The organism is Gilvimarinus japonicus (assembly GCF_042847215.1).
GTDB lineage: Bacteria > Pseudomonadota > Gammaproteobacteria > Pseudomonadales > Cellvibrionaceae > Gilvimarinus > Gilvimarinus japonicus.
Genome location: NZ_AP031500.1, coordinates 4,073,101 through 4,089,311, shown reverse-complemented (window position 1 = coordinate 4,089,311; position 16,211 = coordinate 4,073,101). Strand labels below are relative to the sequence as shown.

The window sequence follows — 16,211 nt, the reverse complement described above, 5'->3', positions numbered from 1 at the left end:
TTTCACGCTTTACACGATAACCCCCAATGTTTTTAGGTTTGCGCTAAAGCGGTTGCATCCATCGCGTTTACTGGCCGGTGCGATAGTCGGCGCCGGTGAGAGTAGCGGTGTGTTTCTCTGTTTTAGGGCTAGGTGTAAGTGCACTCTAGCCCGTTGTAAAGGCAATCTAACCTGGGCGCTTAAACCACAAAATGTGCTATTTGCCCCGATAGTTTTTGCGCCGTGGTATCCAGCTCGTTGGCCGTCTGGGTCGAATGCTGCGCCGCTTGATGGGCTTGCTGTACCAGCTCGACCACCTTAACCACATTTTGATTGATCTCTTCTGCGGCGTAGCTTTGTTCTTCGGCAGCGGTGGCAATTTGAGTGTTCATCCCGACAATGGCGTTAATCGCATCTGAGATGTCGCGAATGGCTTGTCCGGTCTCGTCTACCAGTGATACGGTACGCTCAGTTTGCTGTTGCCCGGTCTCCATCGCGTGACTCGCTCGGCTGGCGCCGGCTTGCACGGCTTCGATAATGTTTTGGATCTCGGCGGTAGATTGCTGAGTGCGCTGCGCCAGTGCCCGGACCTCATCGGCGACCACGGCAAAGCCCCGGCCTTGATCCCCCGCTCGCGCCGCTTCAATGGCCGCGTTAAGGGCAAGCAAGTTCGTTTGCTCCGCAATGTCTTTGATAACGCCAAGAACACGGCCGATACTGTCTGTCTCGGTCTCCAGTTGTGCCATTGCCTGGCCTACTTCCCCCACTTGAGTTGAGAGCTGGCTAATGGCCAATACGGTTTGCTCCATGACGCCCTGCCCTGTGCGAGCGCTTTTATCGGCGGCGCCAGCCGCTTCAGCCGCACCGGAGGCGTTATTGGCCACTTCTTGTACGGTCGACGACATTTCGTTAACGGCCGCCGCCACCTGATCGGTCGAGCTTTCGGTTGCGCCAATATGGCGGGCAATATCGGAGGCGGTTTGATTGATATTGGCCGAGGCATCGCCGAGCTGCACGGCGGTGGCTTTTACCGAGCCTACCACCGAGCGCATCTCTTGCTGCATATTGCGCAGGTTGTCTCCCAACTGGCCCAGCTCGTCTTGGCGTTGCAAATGAAACGGCTGTGAGAAGTCGCCACTCGCCATATGTTTAATGTGGCTCATAATCGACTGCAGAGGGCGAATAAGTGACGAGCGCAGCAATAGCCACAACACGCCAAGCGCAATCAAGGCGACCGCAAAGGTAACTACCTGCGCCCAAAAAGATACTTGCTGACTGGTGTGCCGCACTGCGGCGGCGGCCACTTTAACGTCTTTGGCGATAAGGTCGGCGGCCTCTTGCAGCAAACGGCTCGGCTCACGATCGATGCCGGCCACGGCTTGGTCGCCTACCGCCGGGTTGTAACCGCTAGCGGCAAAGCGCTCAAAGCCTTGTTGATAATTATTGAATGCCTTGGCATGGACCAAAAGAAACTGGTTTAACAGCTCGCGCGAATTGGCATCTGGCAGTTCTTGGGTTAGAGCTTTGCCAGTATTTTGAATATCGCTCTGGGCGTCAACAAAGCGGCTCCAGTATTTGTCGCGTTGGACGGGATCGGTGCCGCGCAATAGCACATTTTTCCACTCCTGAACCTGCACCTTAAAGGCGAAATTCATCGTGGAGATACTGCGCTCATAGGCAATATTGCGCTCAATTAACTGATTGTAGTTTGTGAGCTGGGTGTTGAGCATCGCAATCGCCACTTCGGCAGCCAGCAACAGTCCGGCAATGCCCAACGCAACCACCGCAACGAGGCGGGTTTGCATACTGCGGGTTAACCATTTCATAAAGTGTCTCACTTGATTCGAGTTGTCCGGTCGTTTGGTAGGCCGTTAACGTTTTTCGTGCCAACAGAAGTGTCAGCTAAGCTCGCCATTTGGCGCAAAATACGCAGACGATTTTAGGTTATCGGCCTTGACCTTAAATTCTGTAATGCATCTTAGTTGATAGGCTTGGGGTTAGAGTGTCGGTTAGCTGCTAAACTCAGCAAAAGCATTGCTTCACTGAGGTGGGTTATGGCACGGATGAAATGGATAGCGAGTGTTGTGGGTGTATGGCTTGTCTTGTTGGCGAGCGCTGCTAACGCCATTGAGTGGCCGCAGCAGATAACGGCCGATGAGGGGTTGATTGTCGTTTATCAACCGCAACCCGAAAAAATAACCGGTAATCAGTTGCGCGGACGGGCCGCTATGTCGCTTGAGTTAAAGGGGCAAAAAGACCCGGTGTTTGGCGCTTTTTGGTTTGATGCCAGAATTGATACCAACCGCGATTCGGGCAAGGTATTGGTGCGCGATATTACCGTGACCCGCGTCGGCTGGCCCGACTCGGAGGCCGCCGATGAGGCGCGCTTTACCCAAGTGGTGGAGGCGGCCATCCCCACGGTGGGCTTTACCATTAGCCTAGAGAGTTTATCCGCCAGTTTAGAAAACGCCGAGCTAGAACAGCAGAGTTTAGCCGAGTTGAAAAACGAAGCGCCCGAGATTAGGTTTGCCGATGAGCTGGCGGTACTGCTGTTGTATGACGGCAAACCGAATTTTTCGGCGGTAGAGGACAGCCCCTACGAGCGCGCGTTAAACACCCCGTTTTTGGTGGTTCACAACAAGTCGCAAAATCGCTTTTATCTCAGCAGTGGTAACTTTTGGTACAGCGCGAAATCGGCGCTTGGTCCTTGGCAAACCACGAACAGTCCACCGGCTGATTTAGTGGCCATGTTACCCGAGCCCGAAACTGACACCCCCGCCGATGCCCATCCCCCCGCAGTGGTGGTCGCCACTGAGCCGACCGAGCTGATTGCCACTCAGGGCAAGCCTAACTGGAAGAGTCTGGCTGGGGGAAAATTATTGTACGTCGAAAATACCGAAACCCCTTGGTTGCGCGATATCGAAGGCGGCCAGATGTATCTGTTGTTGTCTGGTCGCTGGTATCGCGCCAAAGATCAAGACGGCCCCTGGCAGTTTGTTCGCGCCGACCGGTTGCCGAGCAGCTTTAGTGATATTCCGCCGGCCTCGGATATTGGTGGCTTACGGGTCTCGGTAGCCGGTACAGAAGAAGCTGACGATGCTTTACTGGATGCGCAAATACCGCAGACGACCGCAGTAAAACGCAGCGAAGCCACCCTTGAGGTAACCTACGACGGCCCCCCAACCTTTGAGGACATCAAAGGAACTGAAGTGGCTTATGCCGTTAATACCGGCGCCCAAGTACTGAAGATCGATAACAAGTACTACGCGGTCGATAACGCTGTCTGGTTTGTGGCGGCAAAACCTACCGGCCCCTGGCTAGTCGCCGACACCATCCCCGAAGACGAGATTAATAAAATTCCTCCCAGCTCGCCGGTGTATAACACGACTTATGTCGAGGTGTATGAATCGACCCCAGAGGTGGTTTACGTGGGGTATCGGCCAGGTTATATGTGGTCGTTTCCCTATTACGGGGTGCCCGTGTATGGCACCGGCTGGTATTACCCGCCTTACTGGGGCCACTATTATTATCCGCGCCCGCCTACCTGGGGTTTGCATGTGGGGTATAACCCCTGGACCGGGTGGAACGTGGGGGTGAGTTGGAGCAATGGCTTTTTTAGTTTTGGTGCCAGTTGGGGCGGCGGTTGGCATGGTCCATACCGGCCCTGGGGTTGTTGCGGTGGTTGGTACGGCGGCGGCTACCATCGCCCACCGGTGGTGATTAACACCGGCAATATTAATATTGGTAACAACGTTAATATTGGCAATCGTACCCATATTAAAAACAACTTAAACAAAAACACGGTTGCCGCCGGACACCTAAACCGCAATTTATACCAGCGGCCCGAAAACCGCGTGCGCAACGCCAGCGCCGAAACCGTTAAACGCAATTTAAAAACGGCGCAACTCACAAAAGGTCGCGACAATAATGTGTTTGTCGATAAAAGTGGCAATGTGGCGCGCAAGGTGGGTGATCAATGGCAAGTGCGGGATAAAGGCAGTTGGCAGCCCGATCGCAGCGCTAATGAGATTCGCGAGTCGTTGCCGCAAACACGGCCCCAAAACATTAACCGCGACACCATACAACGGCAGGAACCGATCAACCGTCCGCAGCAGTTGCCGGGAAACTACCATCGACCCAGCACGAGGCCGAGTATTGATCGCAGCAATTTGAATCGTGATTTTCAGGCGCGCCAGCGCGGTATGAATCGCGCCGCCGCCCGCCCGATGCCAGCGCGGGGTGGGTTTCGGCGTTAACGGCTAAAGCCAGCAATAAAAACGGCGCTTTGAGCGCCGTTTTTATTGCTGGCAGTGCGGGTGTTAATCTTCTAACTCTTCGAGCTCGGCTTGCGCCTCTAGCCATTGCTCTTCGCAATCATCAAGCTGTCGCTGCATGTCGCTTTGCTTTTGCAGCAGTTCTTGCAAGCGATCTTTGTGTTCGTCGTCGTATAGGCTGGTGTCGGCCAGTTCGGTTTCCAGTGCCGTGTTTTGCTTTTGCAGCTTTTCTAATTCCGACTCCAGTTTTTTAATGCGATTGGCCAGTGGTTTGCGCGCCTCGCGTTTGGCGGCGGCCTCTTGCCGTTGCGCTTTTTTATCCTGCGCCGGTTTTGTCTCGGCAATCTCGGCCGGCTCGTTGTCGGTTTTGTTGCTGCGGGTTTTGCGCTCCAGCAACCAGCGATAGTAATCATCCAGCTCGCCGTCAAATTCCTCGACAGTGCCGTCGGCAACCAGCAACCATTCGTCTACCGTGTTGCGCAGCAAATGGCGATCGTGCGATACCACAATGACCGCACCGGCAAAATCTTGTAGCGCCATGGTCAATGCTTGGCGCATTTCTAAATCCAGGTGGTTGGTAGGCTCGTCCAGAAGCAACACGTTGGGTTTTTGCCAGGCGATAAGCGCCAGCGCTAAGCGGGCTTTCTCGCCGCCCGAGAAGTGGTTGATGGGCTCGAAGGCGCGGTCGCCAATAAAATCAAAGCTGCCCAAAAAGTTGCGAATCTCTTGCTCGCGGGCTTTGGGGCTAATGCGTTGAATGTGCAGCGCGGGGGAGGCGTTCATATCCAGCGCCTCAAGCTGGTGCTGGGCAAAATACCCTAATTTAAAATGCTCACCGGTGACCCGCTCGCCGGTCAGGGGCGCCAGCGTGCCGGCGAGGGTTTTAATCAGGCTGGATTTACCCGCGCCATTGGGGCCGAGCAAACCGATGCGCGTGGCGGGCGCGATGTTAATATCTACGCCGCCTAAAATTTGTCGCTCGGGATAACCAATGGTCATCTCGCGCAACACGATTAACGGATCGGAGACTTTCTCGGAGGCGGTAAAGGTAAAGCTAAAAGGCGAATCCACATGGGCCGGGGCGATGGTTTCCATGCGCTCTAACTGCTTAATACGGCTTTGCGCCTGTTTGGCTTTGGTGGCTTTGGCGCGAAAGCGGCGAATATAATCTTCGATATGGGCGATGCGCTCTTGCTGTTTGGTGAACTCTGCCTGTTGCTGGGACAAACGCTCGGCGCGCTGACGCTCGTAGGCCGAGTAGTTGCCGCTATAGCCCACCAGTTTGCTCGATTCGATACTGACGATGCGCTCGACCACATTGTCTAAAAAGTCGCGGTCGTGGGAGATAATTAACAAGGTGCCAGCGTAGCGCTGCAACCACTGCTCAAGCCACAAAGTCGCGTCCAAATCCAAGTGGTTGGTGGGCTCATCCAGCAACAGCAAATCGGATGGGCACATCAGGGCGCGGGCCAAGTTTAAGCGAATTCGCCAACCGCCCGAGAAAGCACTTACCGGGCGCTCCAACTCATTGCCGGTAAACCCCAAGCCGCTTAGCAGCTGCGCGGCCCGTGCCGGTGCCGTGTAGGCGTCGATTTGCTCCATTGCGCCAAACAGGTGTGCCAGCTTTTCGCCGTCATCGCCGGCATGCTCGATCTCGGCTTCTAGCTCGCGCAGTGCCTCGTCGCCGTCAAGCACATACTCCAGCGCGGTGCGTTGGGTATCGGAGACCTCTTGCGCCATATGGGCCAGGCGCCAGTCGCTGGGCAGTGATACGCTGCCGGTGTCGGCGCTCAACTGCCCTAAGAGCAATTTAAACAGCGACGACTTGCCGCAGCCATTGGCGCCAATAAGGCCAATTTTTTGTCCCGGAAAGATCGCCAGATCGGTTTCCGTGAGCAGAAACTTAGGGCCGCGTTGTAAACTGATTTGCTGTAGTGTGATCATGCCGCGCATTCTATCTAAGCTCGGTGTGAAAGCCTATCACCACAGGAAGAAAGACGTTAATGACTGATATATTGCCCGGCCCTTTATGGGATTTTGCCCTAGAGCTCTATCAACAGCCCGATATTGAGGTGCAGTGCTTACAGTTGCAGGATGAGTACGGTGTGCGTATCCCGATTTTGTTGTTCCTCTGTTGGCTGGATATCAGCGGCAAAAGGGTCGAGCCCAGTACCTTGGCTAATGTGCTTAAAGAAACCGCCGAGTGGTATGAGCAAGTGGTGGTACCACTGCGGGGAGCGCGCCGCTGGATAAAATCACAAGCGCCGCTGGATGAATCGCAAAGTCAGTGTCGCGGGCAGATTAAAGCGGCCGAGTTGGCGGCCGAGCGCTGGGAGATTCAACAGTTGGCTGAGCTGAGTAAAGGCTGGCCCGTCGAGCGGGCCGCGCCGCTGCTGCCTCGGGTGCAGAATTATCTGGCGGCGCGCGAGGTGCCGCCCTCGGTATTGCAGCGCACCCTTGTTTTGCTACAGGGTGCGCTCGCCCCCGCTTAGTGGTCGTCTTCGTCGAATAAACGGCCAGAGCTAGGCGCCGCCGGAGCATCCGGCACTGGGGTAGGTTTTAGTTTGTCGTCATCGTGAGGCTCGATCATCCCGGTGCCGATGTGGCTCGGTAATGGTTTTGGGCTAACCCCAAGCTCGGACGGTTGTGGCTTGGCAACCGGCTCTGGGATAACGTCAAAGGCTTGTTGTTGTACGGGCTCAGCCACGGGCAAAGCCTCGGTACTTTTCTCTGGCGCCGCTGGCGTTGGTGCCTCTTGTTTTGCGGGGCTGACCGGCTTGGCTGGCGCCGATTTTTTTACTTTCGTTGCTGGCTTGGCAGCCTTGGGCGCTTTTTTGGCGACGGCGGCTTTTGCTTTGGCAGGCTTGCTAGTGGCGGCTTGTTTGCTCGCCGCCTTTTTGCCGCTCGCTTTAGCGGGCGAGGTTTTTTTTGCCGGTGCTTTGCTTGCGTTAGCTTTGGCCTTAGGCGCTGCCTTGGTAGCGCTTTTAGCGGCTGGTGTTTTGGCCGCGGCTTTTTTGCTTTTAGGCTTAGCCTTTGTCTTTGCGGTCGCTTTTAACGCTTTAGCGCGAGCGCGCTCGAAGGCTTTTGCCAGCGTCAGCTCCTGCTTCGCCGCTGTTTGCTCGGCTTTTGCGGAACTCACCTGCGCTTCGGCAGTCTCTACCACTTTCGCCTGTGCCGTGAGCGCGGCCTTGGCTTTTGCTAAGCGCGTTTTAGCCGCTGCAGTGGCCTTTGCTTTGGTCGCGGCCGCTTTACGGGTGCGCAGCGTGGCGAGCTTTTTGCGAGCCGCAGCCAGTTGTTTTTGTGCGCTCGACAAAGCTTTGTCGGCGTTGGTCAATTGTTTGCTGCGCGCGGTGGCGAGCTTGGCGTTAACCGCCGCGATGTCTTTTTCGAGTTGCGCGACAGACACTGCAGTTTTTTTCTTGGCAGCCATAGTGAAACCCTACGTGTGATCAGAGAATGTTCAAAGAGTGTTACAGAAAGGGGTCATTCCAAGAAGATATTGTAGACCCTAGCGTATAAATTGTGTACGTCGCGAGCACAAAATTAAGCATTAACTATTGATTTTTTGCGCTAACTCCCCATGAATAGAGCTACAGGCGCGTTCGAATTCGCATTTATCAACCTAAACGCCCACAGTGTGGCGCAGTTGGTATAACATGGATGGGCTTTTTTTCTGAGTGCCGGATGGGCCGGCAAGCTGTGGCGTGCAGGATCCGTTGCAGCCGATACAACAAACACACTCCAATAAATAGGTATTGTATGTTTAACAAGCGTTTACTGATGGCCGGCGTTATCTGCTCGGCAACTGTGCTAGCAGGCTGTAACGAAGGCGGCTCTGAGGCAACTGATAAAGCGGCCGCGACCGATGCTAAAGCGACATTGACGACGTTGGAGCAAAAGGTTAACTACGCCATCGCTCTGAATATGGCGACTAACTTTAAACAGCGCGAGGTGCCAATCGAAGTAGACGCGTTTACTCAAGCGCTTACCGATGTGCGTGACGACAAAGAGCCCGCTTTGAGCCAGGAAGAGATGCAAACTGTAATGCAGACCTTCCAGGAGCAACAAATGGAGCTGCAACAGCAAAAGCAAAAAGAGTTAGCCGAAACGCAAAAAGCCGAAGGCGAAGCTTATTTGGCTGAAAACGCCGGCAAAGAAGGCGTGATGATTACCGAAAGCGGCTTGCAGTACAAAGTACTGGAAGAAGGTGATGGCGTAAGCCCTAAAGCAGAAGACACCGTCACCGTGCACTACCGCGGCACTTTGTTAGACGGCACTGAGTTTGATAGCTCTTACGCCCGTGAGCAGCCCGCAACTTTTGCCCTAAACCAAGTGATTGCTGGCTGGACCGAAGGTTTGCAGTTGATGAAGACCGGTGCCAAGTACGAGCTGACGATTCCATCAGACTTAGCCTATGGCCCAGGTGGCAACCAAGGTATTCCACCAAACTCGACACTGATTTTTGAAGTTGAGTTGCTGGAAGTTGAGCCTGCCGAGGCGCCAGAAGAAGCTGAAGCCGCTGAGTAAGTCTTAGCGCTAAGCGTAAAAAAGCCGGGCTAGGTTAGCCCGGCTTTTTTGTGTCTGGGGTTTGTGCATAAGTGATTAATAACTCAGCGTATAGATATAACCGTTGCCACTGACGGCGCGGTAGCGCTCGGTGTCATCGGTAAAACTGACATCTAAAACGGAGGTGGGGCTGGGTTGCCAGGCGCTGAGCTTGGGCAGCTGCCAGTGGTAAAGCTCTTGCTGCTGCTCGATATCCCACAGCTGCACGCGGCCATCGGGGCGGCCGGTTAACAGATACGCGCCGTCATTGCTAAAGCGCGCCGTGCTTAAGCTGATACCGCGAATGATTCGCTCGTGGCCCAAGGGCAGCTGCCAGCTAAGCTCGCCGGTGGCGGTATCGAATAGCTCGATACTGTCGTAGCGCGCGCCCACTAAAGCGCGTTTACCATCTGGGCTAAGGGCGACTTGCTGCACCGGATCGCTGTAATTGCGTTGCTGCAGCTGCTTGCCGGATTGGGTGTCCCAGAGGTGGGCGGCGTTATCGCTGCTACCGGTAAGTGCCAAGCTTAGGTCGTCGTTGAGGGCGACGGCGTTTACCGGGGCGTCGTGCTGGAAGGTGCCAAAGGTGCCGCCGCGGCGCACGTCGTACAGTACCGCACGGCCGTCGTCTAACCCCAGTAACGCGACATTGCCAAAACGCCCCAATGCCATGGCGCGTATCTCTGAGCTGATACGCCAGTAGGCGACGGACTCACCTGTTGCGGTATTCCACAGCACTAGGGTTTGATGATCGACGGTAATGGCCCAGCCGCCATCGCTGGAGATCGCGCTGTGCAGCAGTAGCCGGGTGGTATCACTGCTGTGGTTCCAGTCGTAGAGGCGTTCGGCGGGGGTAATTTGCCAGTAGCTACCACCTTGGTAGGTGGAGCCGATAACAGCGTGGCTGCCGTCGCGGGCGAGGCTGGCCGATTGCACGCTGCGGTTGGCGACTTTTAGTTCGGCTTCGGGCGCCGGGCTACAGGCGCTTAAAAAAGGCAGTAGTGCGGCTGTCAACAGCAGCGGTTTCATCATGGGAGGGGCCAAGATCAACGTGGCGCCGCGCGTGCGTGAGCCGCTGGCGCCAACGATGTATTAACTGGCCTGGACGACGTCTTTATTGGCATCGTGTAGCACGGCGATCATGCGGTCTTCGCCGCTAAAGCGTGCCTCAAGGGTCTCGCCCAGCTCAGAGAGATCGGCATCAAGCGCAGTTAAGTCGTCCGTCTCTTGATACTTGTCGTTAAAGTCGAGCAATTTTTCGGTGGTGGCATCGACTTCTTTAAAGCGCTCACCGGCCTCTTTTAGGGCTTGCTCATCGCCAAATTCGCGGCCCTCGCGAACCAGCTGATCGTAAATTTCGAAGTGCCCGGCCGAGATATAGTCGACCATGATTTCGCACATGCGTCGCAGCTTAACGCCGCGCTCATCGTCGTTTTGATTGTTTGTTTCAGATAGTGCGCAGTAGTGCACCAACATTTGTTGACGCTCGTGTAGCCAGCGGTCGATGATTTGGCTGACACCGCCCCAGCGCTCTTTAGCGTCTTCGCAATTTTCTAACATGATATTTTCCCAGCTACTTATATCCATCCAGTGTCGGCCAATCTTAGCACGATCAAACGTCTGCCCCCAGTATCGAGAGCACGAATCTGCGGTGGGTGTTTCAAGTAACGGTGGCTTTAGCCGATAGCGTTTGGTGCGGCTCGTGCAAAATGGCCTGATCGCGGTAAACTCGACGGATCAAACCGTCTGAATTTTAACTAGGAGCTGTCAATGGCCCACCCTGTCACATTTATTCGCCCGCTGCTGCTGGTGTTGTCGCTGCTGCTGCCAATGCTGGCCCAAGCTCAAAGTGAATCCGACGCGAAGAACGTCGAGGGCGCTATTTATATACCCATGCAGCCCGCCTTTGTGGTGAATTACGGCGGTGAGGGGCGACTAAAGTATTTAAAGACAGAGTTGTCGGTGCGGGTGAACGATATCCACACCGCGGCAGCGGTGCGTCATCATATGCCGTTGTTACGCAATGCCATGGTGATGCTGTTTAGCCGCCAAACCGAAGATGCTATTACCACCCAGCAGGGGGTAACCCAGCTGCGCGAGACGGCCAAGGCCGAGATGATCGCGCTGCTGGAGTCGGAGCAAGCCGAGGGAACCGATGTGCTAGAGGTATATTTTAACAACCTGATTGTGCAGAAGTAGCGAACGGTGCCCCACCGCAGCGGGTGTACTGGGCGTAGTACTTAGCCAAGTAATCATCAAAGCTCTCGCGGTCGGCCGCCTCTACCTCTGCTTGGTGCTGTCGTGACTGCTCGGCCAAACGCGTAAAGTGCGCTTGCTGCTGCGGCTCTAATGGGCGAGCGGCAAAGTAATCCCGGTGTTGCTTGGCCAGTTTCAGGGTGTGAGCGTAATAGGTTTGATTGCCTTCGGCCAGTTCACTCAGCACTTGCGCCGCGGGGGTATCGCGCTCTCCGGCCAGCTTTTGTTGCTGCTCGGCGCAGGCATTCCGGTAATGGCTGCCCCCGTTGGCCTGATCGAGTAGCGCGGCGCAGCGCTCGACCTGTTGTTGGATCTCTCTGGCCCACTCGCGCATCTTGACCTCACCGCCGTTGCGGCAAAGTGTTAACTCCGGGTCGCGGCCGCGATACACAATACGCGCCTGGTTGTCTTGCAGCCCTTGATACTCTTGGTCGGTGGCCTCCGGGCTGTCTTGCAAAAGGCAAAACAGTAAAAACGCATCCAAATAATGCAGCTGCGATTCACTCACACCCAATGGCTCGAAGGGGTTTAAATCGACGCAACGCACCTCGACGTATTCGACGCCACCCAGTTGCAGCGCTTGCAGCGCCGTTTGCCCGGGTTTAGCGGTGCGCTTGGGGCGGATGGTGCTGTAAAACTCGTTTTCGATTTGCAGTAAGCTGGTATTGAGCTGCTGATAGTCGCCGGCGCTGCTTTTTAGGCCGATCTTTTGATACTCAGTGTGCGGTTGGGTAATAGCGCCGCACAACGTTTGCAAATAGGTATCGAGGTTGTTGTAGCACACCACCAATGACTGCTGGGCGTCGCTCTGATAACCCAAATCGCCCATACGCAGGGAGGTTGCATTGGGGGTGTGCAACGTGTGGTCATCTTCGCCAAAGGGCTCAAGGGCGTGCTCGCGACCGCGCACAAAACTGCGACACACCGCCGGGGCGGCGCCAAACAGATACACTAACAGCCAGAAGTAGCGCCTAAAGTTGCGGATCAGGGCAAAGTAGCGGTCGGTTTTAAACGCTTGCAGGCTGAGTTGGCTGCCGCTTGTGCGCGCCAACTCGTGCCAAAAGTCGTCGGGCAGCGAAAAATTATAATGCACCCCGGCAATGGTTTGCATGGCGCGCCCGTAACGGTGTCCCAGGCCCAGGCGGTAAACCGTCTTCATGGTGCCGCTGTTCGAGCTGCCGTAACGCGCCACCGGAATATCACTGTCGGCACCCAATACGCAGGGCATGCTGGCGGGCCATAGGTATTCATCGCCCAGCTGGCCGTAAGTGTAACGGTGTACGTCATCAAGCTGGCCCAGCAGGGCGCCGATAGAGGTTTGTGGCTCGGTAATAAACTCCAGCAGCGCCTCTGAATAATCGGTGGTGATATGCGGGTGGCTAAACGCCGAACCAAGCCCGGCGGGGTGACTGGTTTGCGCTAAGCGGCCATCGGGGCTAACCCGCAGGCTTTCTTTCTCGACCCCGCGCAAAATTCCGCGAAGCGTTTGGCGGGCTGTTGCGCCGGATAACGCCTGTAACTGCGTATCAAATTGAGACAAAACGTTTTCCTCTGCAGTCCTTAGCGGATGCGGTCGTGGCGCTAAGCGCTAGCGGTAAAATAGCCGTAAAGTGTCGAGTGTAGCCAGTTACCCAGATTAGAGCTACCGCGATAACGGCGCCCGGTGGTAAAAAACCGTAAGCCTGAGACGGGCTTAACTTTGTGGTTGCTCGAGCGGTTCGTCGCTGGGCTCGGGGGCAGCGCTAGCGTCGCCATCGTTATTGGTCGTCGCCTCAGCCACGCCGGCTTCATTCGCTGCGGGTTCGGCGGCGTTTAAGTCCAGCTCTAGGGAGTCCTCACCGCGCTTTTTGGGCTGTGGCGGCGGTAAAATATCCGGGTCGATCACTGGGTTGCGGCGCTCATTAAGCGGGCAGGCCACCAGAGAGACACGCTGGCGATAATCCTTGGAGCTGGCTTCAAACATCTCGTTTACCGCCTCGTCCTTATTGGGGCTGCGGTACAGGCTGGCCGGGTCGCGGCCATCGAGCCAGGTGCGCTGCTTGCTTAGAAACAGTTTGTCCTGATTTTGCAGAATGTATACGTCAGTCATAACTCACTAACTGTCACTGTTGGTGGTAGGAACGGCCTGGCGACAGGCACAAAGTGCGTTTATGGGGGCGACGGGGCCAGAATCAAGCGCCACTATTTATCCCTGTGTGTCTAACCTTGGGATATCCCTTAAAAAATCGGTTACGCCGATGTCCAGCCCGCGCTGGTTGAGTAGCGTGCTTGCCTGACCGCGATGGTGTGTCTGGTGGTTAAAAAGGTGCATCACCAGCTCGCCAAAGTCTCGCTCGGCGCCCTCGCCTTTGCTGTTGTGATAGGCCAGTGGGCGCTGTAGGTCATCGCTTTGCAGCTCGTCGGCGCTCCACTCAATAATGGCGCTGTCGATCAATCCGCGCGCGGCGCCCAAGGCGGCAAATGCCGGGTAAAGTTGTTGATCGAGCCGCTCTGGGGTGGGCAGCTCGCTCAGCGCCTGCAGGCTTTTGTAGCGAGCGGAATGTTGGGCAAAGCGCGCCAGCCACAATAAGTCGGTTACCACCATATGGTTGAGGGTGCCCAAAATCGAGCCAAAAAAGGCCCCGGCATCGGCGGTTAACGTGTCGTGTTCGAGGCTGGCGGCGGCCGTAAACACTTGGCGGTTTAAGCGCTGGTTGTACCCGGCCATCAGGCGAATATGATGGTGAAGATCCACGTGGTTACTGCTCCTGTTGTACGTTATATAGGCGGTCGCGTTACCGACACTGTGTAAATTTACAGTAAAATGTTATGCTGTCGCTTCCGTCAGGGCAAGCGCCCTACCATACACCAAGATGCCAGAACTCACCCATGGATGCTCCTCACCTCGTCGCAAATTTAAACGATGCCCAGCGCCAAGCCGTTACCGCCGAGGCCGGCAATCAGCTGATTCTTGCCGGTGCCGGCAGTGGTAAAACCCGCGTGCTGGTGCACCGCATCGCCTGGCTGGTGCAAACCCAAGGCGTATCGCCCTACAGTATTTTGGCGGTGACCTTTACCAATAAGGCGGCCCGCGAAATGCGCGCGCGGCTGGACGAGAGCTTTCGCGACAGTGGTACACCCATTAATACCCGCAGTATGTGGGTGGGCACGTTTCACGGGCTGGCACACCGGCTGTTAAAAGCCCACTGGAAAGACGCCAACCTGCCGCAGAATTTTCAGATTCTTGATAGCGACGACCAGCTGCGACTGATTAAACGGGTGTACCAAAACCTTGGGTTAGATGCCGAGCAGTGGCCACCGCGCCAAGCCCAGTGGTTTATTAATGGGCAAAAAGATGAAGGTGTGCGAGCCAAGCATATGCAGGCCAGTTCCGACCCGTTTATTCGCACTATGGCTGCGGTGTATGCCGCCTACGAGGCCGATTGCGAGCGCGGCGGCTTGGTCGACTTTGCCGAGCTGCTGCTGCGTGCCCACGAGCTATGGCTTAACAAGCCGGCTATTTTGGCGCACTACCAGGGCCGCTTTCCGTTTATCTTGGTGGATGAGTTTCAGGATACTAACTCGGTGCAATACGCTTGGTTGCGGGTTCTGGCTGGCGAGAGCTGCTTTGTTACCGCCGTGGGCGACGACGACCAGTCCATTTACGGTTGGCGCGGCGCTAAAGTCGAAAACATTCGCCGCTTTAGCGAGGACTACCCCGGCACTACCACTGTTAGACTCGAACAAAATTACCGCTCCACCGCCAATATTCTTAACGCCGCCAATGCCGTTATCGCCAATAACGCTGGTCGCATGGGCAAACAATTGTGGACCGATGGTGAAGACGGCGAGCCGATCTCACTCTACGCCGCGTTTAACGAGCAGGACGAAGCGCGCTTTATTGTCGAACGTATTAACGACTGGGCATTAAAGGGCAATCGCAAAGACAGCTGCGCCATTTTGTATCGCTCCAACGCCCAATCGCGGGTGTTGGAGGAAGCGCTACTGCGCGAGGCGGTACCCTACCGTATTTACGGCGGTCAGCGCTTTTACGATCGTTTAGAAATTAAAAATGCCTTGTCGTATATGCGTCTAGCCAGCCGCCGCGACGACGACCCGGCATTTGAGCGGGTGATTAATACCCCGACCCGCGGCATTGGTGGAAAAACCGTCGATGAGATTCGCGCCTTTGCCCGTGAGCACGGTTGCTCGTTGTGGCAGGCCTCCGAACAAATGCTCGCCAACCGAGTGTTAACGGCCCGCGCCGGCAACGCGCTGGCCAGCTTTATTAAATTGATCGATACCCTGGGTGAAAAAAGCAGCGAACTTAAACTCGATCAATTGGCCGAGTCGGTGCTAGAGAGTACGGGCTTGCTTGAGTTTCATAAAAAAGAAAAAGGCGAAAAAGGCCAAGCCCGCGCCGAAAACCTCGAAGAGCTGATTACCGCTTGCCGGGTATTTGAAGCTCCAGAAGACGAAGAGTCGGTACTGCAACAGTTTTTAGATACCGCCTCGCTGGACGCGGGTGAAGCGCAAGCCGACGAGTTTGAAGACGCGGTGCAATTAATGACCTTACACTCGGCCAAAGGCCTAGAGTTTCCGCTGGTGTTTATGGCCGGGGTTGAAGAGAATCTGTTTCCCCATAAAATGTCGGTAGAAGATCCCGACCGTTTGGAAGAAGAGCGTCGTCTGGCCTATGTGGGCATTACCCGCGCGATGGAGAAGCTTTATATCTGTTACGCCGAGACGCGCCGCCTGCACGGCGGCGAAACCTTTAATGCCCTGTCGCGCTTTGTCAAAGAGATTCCCAACGAATACCTCGATGAGGTGCGCATTAAAAGCACCGTCACTCGCCCAGCGCGCTTGCAAGGTAAGGCGCCGGCCAAACCCAAAGGGTTGCGTATTAGTGACTCGGGCTCCGATACCGGGTTTCGTTTGGGTCAGCGCGTTGCCCACAAAAAATTTGGCGAGGGCGTGATCGTCCACTTCGAGGGCTCCGGCTCTAGCACGCGGGTGCAAATTAATTTTAATGACGCCGGAGTTAAATGGTTGGTAGTGCAGTACGCTAAACTGGATCCAATTTAATGATGGGAACGGGGAACGGGGAACGGGGAACGGGGAACGGGGAACGGAGTTATGAGCTATTATTTGTAACCCGTAACCCGTAACCCGTAAGTT

Annotated in this window: 13 protein-coding genes; 5 read left to right on the top strand and 8 right to left on the bottom strand. The window is 55.6% G+C overall.

The features are described from left to right. Positions 1 to 179 precede the first annotated feature (179 nt). Complete coding sequence (locus ACGHAD_RS17390) at positions 180 to 1,805, bottom strand: methyl-accepting chemotaxis protein (RefSeq protein WP_382414404.1); 1,626 nt, start codon at positions 1,803 to 1,805, stop codon at positions 180 to 182. Between the two features lie 228 nt (positions 1,806 to 2,033). On the opposite strand from ACGHAD_RS17390, the gene ACGHAD_RS17385 reads away from it, so the two are divergent. Continuing rightward, positions 2,034 to 4,235 (top strand): carbohydrate-binding family V/XII, encoded by a 2,202-nt coding sequence (locus ACGHAD_RS17385; protein WP_382414406.1) that lies wholly within the window; start codon positions 2,034 to 2,036, stop codon positions 4,233 to 4,235. A 63-nt stretch (positions 4,236 to 4,298) separates the two neighbouring features. Here the strand turns inward: ACGHAD_RS17385 and ACGHAD_RS17380 are convergent, their stop codons facing one another. Continuing rightward, positions 4,299 to 6,197, bottom strand: coding sequence for an ATP-binding cassette domain-containing protein (locus ACGHAD_RS17380; protein ID WP_382414408.1), 1,899 nt, complete (start codon positions 6,195 to 6,197; stop codon positions 4,299 to 4,301). Between the two features lie 59 nt (positions 6,198 to 6,256). Between ACGHAD_RS17380 and ACGHAD_RS17375 the strand changes: the two genes are divergently transcribed. After that, a complete protein-coding gene (locus ACGHAD_RS17375) occupies positions 6,257 to 6,745 on the top strand; it encodes a TIGR02444 family protein (RefSeq protein ID WP_382414410.1) in 489 nt (162 codons plus the stop codon). Here the strand turns inward: ACGHAD_RS17375 and ACGHAD_RS17370 are convergent. Beyond that, complete coding sequence (locus tag ACGHAD_RS17370; RefSeq protein ID WP_382414412.1) at positions 6,742 to 7,683, bottom strand: hypothetical protein; 942 nt, start codon at positions 7,681 to 7,683, stop codon at positions 6,742 to 6,744. The genes ACGHAD_RS17375 and ACGHAD_RS17370 overlap by 4 nt on opposite strands. 329 nt (positions 7,684 to 8,012) lie before the next feature. Here ACGHAD_RS17370 and ACGHAD_RS17365 point away from each other — a divergent pair, with 329 nt between their 5' ends. Continuing rightward, a complete protein-coding gene (locus tag ACGHAD_RS17365) occupies positions 8,013 to 8,780 on the top strand; it encodes an FKBP-type peptidyl-prolyl cis-trans isomerase (RefSeq protein ID WP_339616863.1) in 768 nt (255 codons plus the stop codon). A gap of 75 nt (positions 8,781 to 8,855) precedes the next feature. Here ACGHAD_RS17365 and ACGHAD_RS17360 read toward each other — a convergent pair whose 3' ends face one another. Together ACGHAD_RS17360 and rsd are read right to left on the bottom strand one after the other, a co-directional pair. Next, positions 8,856 to 9,830 (bottom strand): WD40 repeat domain-containing protein, encoded by a 975-nt coding sequence (locus tag ACGHAD_RS17360; protein ID WP_382414414.1) that lies wholly within the window; start codon positions 9,828 to 9,830, stop codon positions 8,856 to 8,858. A 60-nt stretch (positions 9,831 to 9,890) separates the two neighbouring features. Next, positions 9,891 to 10,358, bottom strand: coding sequence for a sigma D regulator (gene rsd / locus ACGHAD_RS17355; RefSeq protein WP_382414416.1), 468 nt, complete (start codon positions 10,356 to 10,358; stop codon positions 9,891 to 9,893). Between the two features lie 210 nt (positions 10,359 to 10,568). On the opposite strand from rsd, the gene fliL reads away from it, so the two are divergent. Continuing rightward, complete coding sequence (gene fliL / locus ACGHAD_RS17350) at positions 10,569 to 10,997, top strand: flagellar basal body-associated protein FliL (protein ID WP_382414418.1); 429 nt, start codon at positions 10,569 to 10,571, stop codon at positions 10,995 to 10,997. Here fliL and gshA read toward each other — a convergent pair. From gshA to ACGHAD_RS17335, 3 genes are all read right to left on the bottom strand, one after another. Further along, positions 10,972 to 12,594: a glutamate--cysteine ligase gene (gene gshA, locus ACGHAD_RS17345; RefSeq protein WP_382414420.1), complete on the bottom strand. Its 1,623-nt coding sequence runs from the start codon at positions 12,592 to 12,594 to the stop codon at positions 10,972 to 10,974. The two genes, fliL and gshA, sit on opposite strands and share 26 nt — an antisense overlap. 153 nt (positions 12,595 to 12,747) lie before the next feature. Next, positions 12,748 to 13,143, bottom strand: a complete 396-nt coding sequence (locus tag ACGHAD_RS17340) for a hypothetical protein (RefSeq protein WP_382414422.1) — start codon at positions 13,141 to 13,143, stop codon at positions 12,748 to 12,750. A 96-nt stretch (positions 13,144 to 13,239) separates the two neighbouring features. Then, complete coding sequence (locus ACGHAD_RS17335; RefSeq protein WP_382414424.1) at positions 13,240 to 13,788, bottom strand: DinB family protein; 549 nt, start codon at positions 13,786 to 13,788, stop codon at positions 13,240 to 13,242. A gap of 134 nt (positions 13,789 to 13,922) precedes the next feature. On the opposite strand from ACGHAD_RS17335, the gene uvrD reads away from it, so the two are divergent. Beyond that, positions 13,923 to 16,118 carry a DNA helicase II gene (uvrD, locus tag ACGHAD_RS17330; RefSeq protein ID WP_382414426.1) on the top strand — a complete coding sequence of 732 codons (2,196 nt, stop codon included), beginning with the start codon at positions 13,923 to 13,925 and terminating at the stop codon, positions 16,116 to 16,118. Positions 16,119 to 16,211 lie beyond the last annotated feature (93 nt).